Origin of the sequence: Novosphingobium sp. TCA1 (assembly GCF_009811895.1) — a bacterium.
Classification (GTDB): Bacteria; Pseudomonadota; Alphaproteobacteria; order Sphingomonadales; family Sphingomonadaceae; genus Novosphingobium; species Novosphingobium panipatense_A.
The window spans coordinates 1-9,081 of record NZ_BLJH01000063.1 but is presented as its reverse complement, the minus strand read 5'-3'; the positions used below and the strand labels follow the sequence as shown (position 1 = coordinate 9,081).

Below are 9,081 nucleotides of genomic sequence, written 5' to 3'. Positions count from 1 at the left end.
ATATCGCTGGCCCAAATCCTTAGCGTAGGATTCCGCCCCCTCCCGCAAACGCCCCCTCATATGTTTGGTTCGTTGGAATCCGCGGGCAGCCGACGGATATGTTTTTGCTTATAAGGACATGGGAGAAACAGGAGGGCCTTACGAGGCAGACTGCCCGCTTCGCGTCCTCGATTTGCTATCGCCGACGGACAACCCTGTTGCGCTCGACTGGCGCCGGCGCTGCCATGAAGGTTTGCTGCGCAGGAAGCGACATATCCCCGATGGTGCGCTTATCCGCTTTGCAGAAGCCATCGCCTTTACCGACGGCAGTTCTCACCAAGTGATGCGCGTCCGACGTGAAAAGAACAAAATCATCCTCAGCCCGAAGGATGGCTCGGGGTATTATACCGTCTCACAACTTTTTGATCGCAATTTCGAGATCGTCAGGGAGGCGAAGGTGATGCCCACCATCTTCCCGAAAGGAAACTGATCCATGGACCTGCCCCGGCAACCCTTTGACTCCAGAAGGCGCCTGCTGTGCAGCCGCTCCAACGCAGATCGTCTGGCGGAACAAATGTGTATGGAAACAGCAATGCCATATGCTGTGGTCCGCACGACGTGCGCGCTGCAGCCCTATCGTGTGGTTCGGGCTCAAGAAGCGCGGCAGGGCGATGACATCGAACATCGGGTCATCGCCCTGTAATCCATCAATCCTCGACAATACCGCCGAGATCGGGATCAAGATACCAGGATGGACCTTCCTGGAAATCCGCCGATGCGCTCACCAGAAGGCCATCCGGCTCAGCCGACACGTAGGGGTTCACAAGCGGCGCCGGGAAGTTCTTGGCGCGTCGCATGTCTGCAGAAATTACAGCGCGGGTCCCAAGGATCTCGAGCAGCCAGTCGAAGACCTCCAGCATCTGGACGATCCCACGGCCAGCCAGTGCGTAATACAGGCACCGCTGGTAGTCGTCGCATTTCGTCGACAGGACAGCCGCGAGCCGCTTTTTCGCCCCTGGCGCCCCTTCAAACACTTCGCTGATCGCCTCGCGCAACTCTCGCACCGAGTAATACGCATCGAGGGGATCGACGCCGATTGAGGCATTTGCCACCATGCGCATAGCCGGAATGTTCCGCTCATTCAGCGCTTCATCACGAAGCTGAATGTCGAGATCGAACCGGCCGACTGGAAACTGCTTGTCCATCCTCAGACTCCTTCAAGCAGAACGTAAAGTGAACAAAAGGTCTTTGCAAGGGAACTTTTGAACAATGTGGCTTGTACCGCGCGACACGAACGGCATTGGTTCCCGGCGTGAAATTCCCGTGACGCTAAGGGACGCTCTGGCCCGGTGGTACACCGGTGCAGGTAGCGAGGCCGATCACCGGGCGTCGGTCTCTCTGGTCACTACGGCGCGCGAGAACTATCAATGGATTGCGTGCGATTGTCTTGGTGATACCAAGCCGCCGCCGCTTACGAGCCCGGCATACCTTTCCGAGGCCGAAACATATTATCTACGCCGCCTGACAAGCCGGCCGCGGCATATACGGCGCTGCCCTTTTTATCTCCCCCAGGCGCCTGATCGCATCCGCGAACGCGCCGGCGACAGCCTGTTCGAGATCGAGTTTCCAAAAGGCTTATTCAACGCTCACAAAAAGGCTCCTGAAAAGCTCGCCCAGCAGCCGGACGACCAAGAGCCCGATGATCGTTCGCGAGGCATAACAATCCCACGGCTTGGGCGTTTGATGTGGATGTTGCTGGAAGCGGCACACACGAATGTGCTCTCGTCTCCGCCGCCTCAAGGCACTTTACCCCACGGAATCCGTGATGAGTTTGAGCGGATCCGCCACGCAGCGAAGCGTTTTATTATGGCGCCCGGCGTGCCGCTGTCAGACCACCTCTACTTTAATGTGAAAGACTGGGAAGCGCTGCGGGTGCAGGCCAGGTTACGCGCCAGCGAGAGCGATTGGCCCGACGATTACGCGCCTCAGGCTTTCATCTTGCTTGAGGCCAGGGAGATATCCGGGACGACGATCCACACCGGTCTGGGTGATCTGGAGATCAGGAACCGTATTCAGCACACCGGCATCATACGAGCAAAGGTGGAACCGCCTTTCCTGGTTCTGGCGGTAGTCGGGGAGCACAATAAACGCGAAGGCTATTTGCCACTTCGGGCCTATGCTCAACCGATTTTCAAGGGCAATCGCTTCATACCTGTCGAGCGTCAGGAGGAACGTGCATTTTTAGAACGGCTCGTCAGTTTTCAATACCGAATGCGCCGAAAGAGCGTTCAGGTGGCCATCAAAAAGCCCCTGTTCGATCTGGTCACGCAGGCCGGTAAAGTCCGACCGGACGCAATCATTGCCTTCCTCGATTACCGAACTGGTCTCGAGGCTGATTTCGCGGTTCAGCTCCTAAGGGAGCGCACGCCACATTATCTAGCCCGCAAGGCCGAAGAGCGAGCACGTTTCGAGGAATTCCACCGCACGATTACCGTTGGCCATTATGAGATTGAGGCGACAGATCTGTTGGATCGGTTTGAGGCTATGATCGACTCCGCGTGAAGCCTTGATGCGGCCCACCGGGTCAGCAGCGCACCACGGGGACATCTGAAATCCGGGTCGTATAGGCTGGGGATTTCAGATCGGCTTTAGTACGCCATTCCCGTTTGAACCCTTGAGTAGCGGTCAGCGCGGTCATTTTCCCGAATTTGCCATTGATTGCGTCGAGCGCGCCCATGAGCCGATCTCGCCGATCGTCGCCAGCCTCGAAAAGCGTCCGAGGGCGAGCATCCGCTGCGATCAAATCCTCAACCATGATGCCTGCCTTGGTATAGGCGAAGCCCTCCTTCCACCCACGCTCCGCGCCCTTCCGGGCAGCCTGAAGGAGTTCTAGGGTGTCATTGGTCATCGGATGCAAAGTGAGCATTCTCGATGCGCCGTACTGCGCAGCATTGTCCTTGAAGCGGTTGGTGTGAAAAAACACAGTTAGCCGTCCTGCCACCAAACCATGATTGCGCAGCTTCTCGCCAGCCCTGGACGCATACTGAGCAATGGCACCCATCAACGTCTCGAAATCGGTTACCGGCTTGCCGAATGAACGAGTGACCGCCATCCCTTTGCGCGGTGGCTCCATAACCTCGACGGCAGATGATGGAATACCGCGCAGCTCAGCAACGATGCGCTCGAGCACCACTCCACCAACCGATCGCGCTTGTTTCATAGGCATATCACGTAAATGACCTGCCGTGGCGATCCGGAGTGCGTTGACCTTCGCTGCAGTTGCACGGCCGACACCCCAAACGTCTTCGACGGAAAATCGATCGAGCACCCAATTGCGCGTTTGCTCGTCGCGCAAGTCAGCAACACCGTCGAACAGAGGGTTCTTCTTCGCAGCAGCATTCGCCAGCTTGGCGAGCGTCTTCGACGTTCCTATGCCCACGCATGTCGGGATCGCGGTCCATTGCAAGACCCTTTCGCGCATAGCCTGCGCATGAGCCACAAGGTCAAGATGCTCAAAACCTGCAAGATCGAGAAAGTTTTCATCGATAGAATAAACTTCTATGTCTTTTGCGAATGGCTCTAACGCCGCAATGATGCGTCTTTGCACATCGGCATACAATGTGTAATTAGATGAAAGTACACGAATGGAATGGGCCTTAATTTTATCCTTAATAAGATGGATCGGTTCGCCCATTTTAATTCCAAGGGCCTTTGCCTCAGCTGATCTAGCAACTGCGCAGCCGTCATTGTTTGATGCCACCAAAACAGGCACGCCGTTTAAGTCGGGCCTGAATACTCTTTCACAAGACACATAGAAATTGTTGCAGTCAATAAGGCAAAGCGGGGCACTCACAGGTAGCGCCTAGCCAAGCCTGCGACGACCCCCCAGACCTCGACGTACTCGTCGACCAGGATGGTCGGATATCCTTCCGCCTCAGGCACCAGCCATAGCCGATCGTCCATTTTCCTGAGGCGCTTCAGCGTTCGCTCGCCATGTACGACCGCCACGACGATATGGCCTGGACGTGGTTTAACAGCGCGGGTGACCACGATTAAGTCGCCGTCGTTTATACCAGCGCCGGCCATGGAATATCCATCGACGCGCATCACATAGCTTGCCGCAGGATTCTCAATCAGCCACTGGCCCAAATCGATCGGCTCTTCGATATCGTCAGCAGCCGGCGAAGGAAAACCGGCAGGGACCGTGGCGCACAGCAGCTTCAGTTCACAGGGAACCTGATCGAAAGGCACATCGTGGAGGCGTAGAACGGGAGGCATTGGTACTCGCCAAAGGGGGCAGATTCTTCCACTATACCGAACTAGAACATTTTGGGAACATTTCAGATCCGGGCGACCCGGGACAGATTTGTGGACAGAGGTTCATCTTGCTGATGTTCCACATTCGTTCTAAAGGCCAAAGATGGCCGCCAGCCCACGAAATCTGTCCGAAATCAGCCGCAAGGGCGGGACGATCGAAGTGCGCTGCAAGGTCTGCGGGCACGCCTGCATGTTTGCACCGGCCGAGCTTTCCGCTTGGCTTTCGCATAGAGGGAAAGACACGAGCTGGCGCAACTTTTGCAGATACCTGAAATGCTCCAATTGCGGTGCCCATGGGCCGACGCCTCGTTGGACCCCTCAGGATCCTCCGCCGCGTCCGCCATCAGCGCTAGTCGAACGTGCAGGGCAACCTCCACGTCCCAGAGCAATCACGCCGGAGGAGTTTAGGAATTTTCGCAAGCATTCCCGATGAAGCGTGAAGCGCTGCGGGAAAGGGAAGGGGGGAAGGGGACGATCGAAAAAAGGAGATCGTCATGCAAAGTCACGCCCCTTCGCTTCGCCCGCAAACGTCACCATGGGGGAGCGTCGAAAGAGCCGAGCAGATCCTTCCCGGGATCTGGTCGGTCTCAACAGCGTCCCATGGCGGCCTGATCCTCTCCGAAGGCCGGCAAAAGGCGATGCCCGCTTCCCTTGCGTTCGAAAGCGGCGCCTACGAAAAGCATGTCGCATGGGGCAGGGTGGTGATGGCCTTCGAAGAGGAGTTTCGCGCGCGCAACGTGTACGCGGCATCACACATCCAGGTCGCAAGGGACACAGTTCGGTGCTGGCACACGGACGCTTATGCCGCCTTCACAGGCGAAACGGTGCCAGTGAATGAATCCCATGTGCTTAAACGGCGGGCGGCATACCTGGCAGCGGAAGGCAAGGTTGTCGTCACAGCAGCGTGGGGCGATTGGGCAGATTGGGTGCCGCAAGGCCGGGTAGGCGTCGTCGGGCGATGCATCGAGGAGGTCGACCACCTCGGACATGCCTCCTTCAAAGGCCCCGACGTCTACGCCCTGGTCGATGCCAAGGCCTACAGCGAACGGGCAGAGGTGAACCCGTTCGAGGACATCGGCGCGGAGATCATCGAACGTCCCTCGCAGCTTGCCCGCTGAGACCGGACATGATCGACATTGCTCTTGGCCTGCCGCACTTGCGGCAAGGCCCTTTGCTGCGCCGGGCGCTCAGCCTGAAGGCAACCATTCTGGTCTCAGCAAACGCATTGTCGCGCTGGAAAGGCCGAAAGCCTGACCGCCAGTGGGTTGGCTGGGACTATGGCCAGTTGCACAACATGCCACTTGGCCGTCGCCTGATCCTGGATTGTGGCGGCTTTACCAGCCACGTCGTTTACGGAAGCTTCCCTTGGACGATAGACCAGTACGTCAGCTTGGCAGCCGCCCATCCATTCAAGCTGTTCGCCAGCTTCGACTATCCGGTCGAGAAGGAGATTGCGCACGATCGCGCGACTATAAACGAGCGCATCGCCCGCACGATAGGCGCCAATCGCGAAACGCGGCGCCGCGCCAAAGATGCCGGCATTTCCAACAAGTTCATGCCGGTGCTGCAAGGCCGTATCCCTGAAGACTATGAGCGCTGCGCCGATGCCCTTTCATGGTCGGTGGTTCCTAGCACAACGATTGGTGTTGGCAGCATGTGCCGGCGAGACATCAAGGGCCCCGAAGGGCTCATTGCAGTGGTCGAGCACCTGGACCGCATTTTGCCAGATGGGGTTCAGCTCCATTGCTTCGGCGCCAAGGGAACAGCGCTTCCCTATCTCAGCGCCTTCGGAAATCGCGTCGCCAGCATCGATTCACAGGCTTACGGGATAGCCGCGCGCCAGGATGCCCTGAAACGCGGTGTTTCGAAGAGCGACCGCTTCGTTGCCGAGCACATGACGCGATGGTTCTTCACCCAGCAGCGCGCCGCACGGTCGATACCACGTCATCTGTCGCCTTCTCTACCCCCAGGCCCGGCACCGGTCAGTTACAGCCCTTGGGAAGCCGCACTCGCCCACGCACGGGCGGAAATCAACGACCTCATTGCCGCTGGCGATCTGGACCACGACGCATTGATCGAAGGATGGGTTGAGCAATGGGCAGCTGAAAACGGGAGCATCCAGTGACCGATCCTGTGTTCATCGTGACCGAGGCCGAAACATGGCTTCGCCGAGGCCGGACTCGTCCCGAGGCCGAAGCCCTTGCCAAAGCCTGGCGGGAGTTTCCCGACCTTCTCCCATCAGAACCGCTTGAACGGCGCATGGCGCGTACCCGCGCCCGAGTAAACGCGATGCGGCCCATCTTCGATGCGATGGCCAGGCGCACCGAAACGGAGCGTCAGGCGAAGAACTTCGCATTCACAAGCGGTCGGATCGACGACGGCCATGGCGATGACCGTGACCGTGCAATCTTACGCGGTGCTCGCAAGTATGGATATGACTGGGATGCCAGCGTCCACTATGCCGATGGCTGGTACGCTGCGTACGCAGGATGGTCGCATCGAGGCGACCTCAAACTAGCCTATCTCCGAAATCGCGAGACCCTGAAAGCCGCCTATGACCAGGGGTTCGAAGATGGCGGCGGCGATCAGGCGGATCTGTTCGATCAGGCGCGGCGGGCCCTGCGTGCGCAACTCCCATCAGGCGCCGCCAGTCAAACGCAGCACCTTTCCAGATCACTTCCAAGCGCCTGGCCCAAGCCCTCTGACGCCGAAAGACCATGCTCGTGGAATCGTCGCGCGATCATTATCTCCGAAGCCGATGAGCCGTGGGCTCAGCGTCGTGGCCGACAGGCCAAGTCAGCGCTGGAAATGGTACAGAAGCTTTCGCACGGACTGGCGACCATCATCGTGGTCAGCGCTCGCACCGGGATCGTCGTCAACCCAGATGCGCCCGCTGCTTTCCCTGCGCCGATAACTCCCGCCGAGGCCGACGCGCTCATTGCAGAGCCCTGCCATCGCGAGACGCTTCGCACAGCGTTTCGAGGGCACCTGATCGACGACATCCTTGTCGCCGTTCAAGGTGAGGAACTGCGCGTCATCGACGCACTGGCCGAGGCACTGCCGATTTGCCGCACGATGGAGCGAACCCGCAACACGCTTCTGCAGCAGCGCGCCCACCTGGCAACTTGGCTGGAGCGCGGGGTCGCTCCGGGTGAGAACGCAGGTGCGGGTCACATCCGCTGGACCAAGCGCAGCAAAGGCCTGACCGGCAAGCTCGGAGAGTTCACTGCCCGCTACGCCGGGCCTCGACCGGGAAAAGGGCACCTGCTCAACATCTGCACCGAGGATGGGAGGCTGGCTCACGGCTTCGTCACATCGAACCAAGTGCCACTCGATCCCACCGTAGAGTTCACGAACAAGGCGCACATGCGACGTGAGATGGTTCGCGCCTTACGTGCCTTCGGCGGTGCGACGCGCCTCGCCGCACCTGGGCTTTTCTCCCACCTCGCCTGACCGGCCTCGATTCAGAAAATCATGCGCGCGCTGGCCCCGCCAGATCGAGCCCTCTTCCCACGTCTACAACAAGGAAACCTCATGAAGATCGAATTGCAGAAGCTCAAGGTTGTCGCTTCCCTCTCCCAGGAGACGACCGCCTATACCGCCGTCATCGTCGTGAACGGTGTCCCCGCCTTCCACGCAGAGAACCGCGGCCACGGCGCGGCCGACGCGTTCTATCCGATGCAGAGCTATGATGGGCCGGACCTTGGCGCGATAAACGACTGGCTCAAGGCCAACGAGCCGCCTTTAGGTCCATTCGAGCCCGACCCCAGCAAGCGCGCGGCCTTCGATCGCGGCTCAGCCTGCGATCTGGAACTCTTCGTCATGCGCTGGATCGCCAAGGCTGATGCAACCCGCAAACTTTCGCGCGTGCTCAAGAGCAATATCGTCGCCATCGGTGCCGGTGGGGAACTGGTCAAATTCAAGGCGCAGCCCACGGCTGCTGCGATCGAGGGGCTGAAAGCGAGCAATCCTACGGACGTAATCGTCAATGACGCCGCGCCCGACGTGTTCGCCCGCGCCCTTGGTGCATATGCCGGCATCGGCCAGGAGGCCGAAGAGGTCTATTCGCGCCAGCGCGAGAACCGACTGACCCATGCAGATGCCTGCTGGCTACGCGCGGAGAACCGGCGCGGCAAGAAAACCTGCCCGGACCTAGCGCGATATCTCGACGACTTCATCGCAGCCGACGAAGCGAGGTTCGCCACATTTCAGGCGGAGCGCGCGGCGCAGCGCCGGGCGAGCGCGTGATGCTCGTCACCCCGATTGGCCCCATGCAGAGACGAACCAATGAAATGGAAATCACCAGAATGCAGGTGCTTGGCACCGTTCACATGAGCCCCAGGACCGCACTCCACTGGATCCCCCGCTGTCCTTGGGCTTGCTTTCAGAAAGGCGACTACGGTTGGTTCATGTACGTCTGCGATGATGTGGGAGTTACCGAGGCCGTCGATGTCCCACCCGAGATCCGGTCAGCAATTCACGTTGCCAAACGCGAGGGCTGTGGCTGGATTATGTGGGACAGCGATGGTCCGGTGATCGACGAACAGCCCGAATAAGACTGGAGCACCAGCCTCCAAAACCAGGATAAGGTATAACACGGACCGAAGATCTATTGCCGCCACCGCAGCAAGCAAACGGCGGCATACCTAAATTGAGCTTCCCGAAGATGTCTTTCCTATGTTACTTATAATGAAATCTACCCACTATCGATTCATAATGTGCTGGGTCGTGTCCCGCGGGGTGGTGTAGGAAGGTTTCCCTGAGAGGGTGGCCACCGTCGATCTT

At 58.9% G+C, this 9,081-nt stretch carries 11 protein-coding genes; 8 read left to right on the top strand and 3 right to left on the bottom strand.

Going from position 1 to position 9,081, the window contains the following annotated elements; translation table 11 throughout:
- The first annotated feature begins 118 nt into the window (after positions 1-118).
- Together NTCA1_RS27235 and NTCA1_RS27230 are read left to right on the top strand one after the other, a co-directional pair.
- A complete protein-coding gene (locus tag NTCA1_RS27235; protein ID WP_159832405.1) occupies positions 119-469 on the top strand; it encodes a hypothetical protein in 351 nt (116 codons plus the stop codon).
- A 3-nt stretch (positions 470-472) separates the two neighbouring features.
- On the top strand, positions 473-682 hold the full coding sequence (locus NTCA1_RS27230) for a hypothetical protein (RefSeq protein ID WP_159832404.1): 210 nt from the start codon (positions 473-475) through the stop codon (positions 680-682).
- A gap of 4 nt (positions 683-686) precedes the next feature.
- Here NTCA1_RS27230 and NTCA1_RS27225 read toward each other — a convergent pair whose 3' ends face one another.
- Entirely contained in the window at positions 687-1,184 is a 498-nt protein-coding gene (locus NTCA1_RS27225) for a hypothetical protein (RefSeq protein WP_159832403.1), read from the bottom strand.
- Between the two features lie 64 nt (positions 1,185-1,248).
- On the opposite strand from NTCA1_RS27225, the gene NTCA1_RS27220 reads away from it, so the two are divergent.
- The gene (locus NTCA1_RS27220) at positions 1,249-2,541 is read left to right on the top strand and encodes a hypothetical protein (protein ID WP_159832402.1); all 1,293 of its coding nucleotides are present in this window, start codon (positions 1,249-1,251) and stop codon (positions 2,539-2,541) included.
- Between the two features lie 22 nt (positions 2,542-2,563).
- On the opposite strand, the gene NTCA1_RS27215 is transcribed toward NTCA1_RS27220, so the two are convergent.
- A complete protein-coding gene (locus NTCA1_RS27215; RefSeq protein ID WP_159832401.1) occupies positions 2,564-3,832 on the bottom strand; it encodes a Y-family DNA polymerase in 1,269 nt (422 codons plus the stop codon).
- Positions 3,829-4,257 (bottom strand): LexA family transcriptional regulator, encoded by a 429-nt coding sequence (locus tag NTCA1_RS27210; RefSeq protein ID WP_159832400.1) that lies wholly within the window; start codon positions 4,255-4,257, stop codon positions 3,829-3,831. Before NTCA1_RS27210 ends, NTCA1_RS27215 begins: the two co-directional genes overlap by 4 nt.
- 533 nt (positions 4,258-4,790) lie before the next feature.
- Here NTCA1_RS27210 and NTCA1_RS27205 point away from each other — a divergent pair.
- Genes NTCA1_RS27205 through NTCA1_RS27185 form a run of 5 tightly spaced genes read left to right on the top strand, consistent with a single transcriptional unit; the run spans position 4,791 to position 8,852 of the window.
- Positions 4,791-5,414, top strand: coding sequence for a hypothetical protein (locus tag NTCA1_RS27205; RefSeq protein WP_159832399.1), 624 nt, complete (start codon positions 4,791-4,793; stop codon positions 5,412-5,414).
- A gap of 8 nt (positions 5,415-5,422) precedes the next feature.
- Entirely contained in the window at positions 5,423-6,421 is a 999-nt protein-coding gene (locus tag NTCA1_RS27200) for a hypothetical protein (protein ID WP_159832398.1), read from the top strand.
- Positions 6,418-7,749 carry a hypothetical protein gene (locus NTCA1_RS27195; RefSeq protein ID WP_159832397.1) on the top strand — a complete coding sequence of 444 codons (1,332 nt, stop codon included), beginning with the start codon at positions 6,418-6,420 and terminating at the stop codon, positions 7,747-7,749. The genes NTCA1_RS27200 and NTCA1_RS27195 overlap by 4 nt, the downstream gene beginning before the upstream one ends.
- Before the next feature lie 21 nt (positions 7,750-7,770).
- Entirely contained in the window at positions 7,771-8,544 is a 774-nt protein-coding gene (locus NTCA1_RS27190; protein ID WP_159832396.1) for a hypothetical protein, read from the top strand.
- Positions 8,541-8,852 (top strand): hypothetical protein, encoded by a 312-nt coding sequence (locus tag NTCA1_RS27185; protein ID WP_159832395.1) that lies wholly within the window; start codon positions 8,541-8,543, stop codon positions 8,850-8,852. The genes NTCA1_RS27190 and NTCA1_RS27185 overlap by 4 nt, the downstream gene beginning before the upstream one ends.
- Positions 8,853-9,081 lie beyond the last annotated feature (229 nt).

Bases quoted from the DNA above. Each gene is read 5' to 3' on its own strand.
- NTCA1_RS27200 (WP_159832398.1), top strand. From the start codon at position 5,423: ATGATCGACATTGCTCTTGGCCTGCCGCACTTGCGGCAAGGCCCTTTG.
- NTCA1_RS27205 (WP_159832399.1), top strand. From the start codon at position 4,791: ATGCAAAGTCACGCCCCTTCGCTTCGCCCGCAAACGTCACCATGGGGG.
- NTCA1_RS27220 (WP_159832402.1), top strand. From the start codon at position 1,249: ATGTGGCTTGTACCGCGCGACACGAACGGCATTGGTTCCCGGCGTGAA.
- NTCA1_RS27190 (WP_159832396.1), top strand. From the start codon at position 7,771: ATGCGCGCGCTGGCCCCGCCAGATCGAGCCCTCTTCCCACGTCTACAA.
- NTCA1_RS27225 (WP_159832403.1), bottom strand. From the start codon at position 1,184: ATGGACAAGCAGTTTCCAGTCGGCCGGTTCGATCTCGACATTCAGCTT.
- NTCA1_RS27230 (WP_159832404.1), top strand. From the start codon at position 473: ATGGACCTGCCCCGGCAACCCTTTGACTCCAGAAGGCGCCTGCTGTGC.
- NTCA1_RS27210 (WP_159832400.1), bottom strand. From the start codon at position 4,257: ATGCCTCCCGTTCTACGCCTCCACGATGTGCCTTTCGATCAGGTTCCC.
- NTCA1_RS27235 (WP_159832405.1), top strand. From the start codon at position 119: ATGGGAGAAACAGGAGGGCCTTACGAGGCAGACTGCCCGCTTCGCGTC.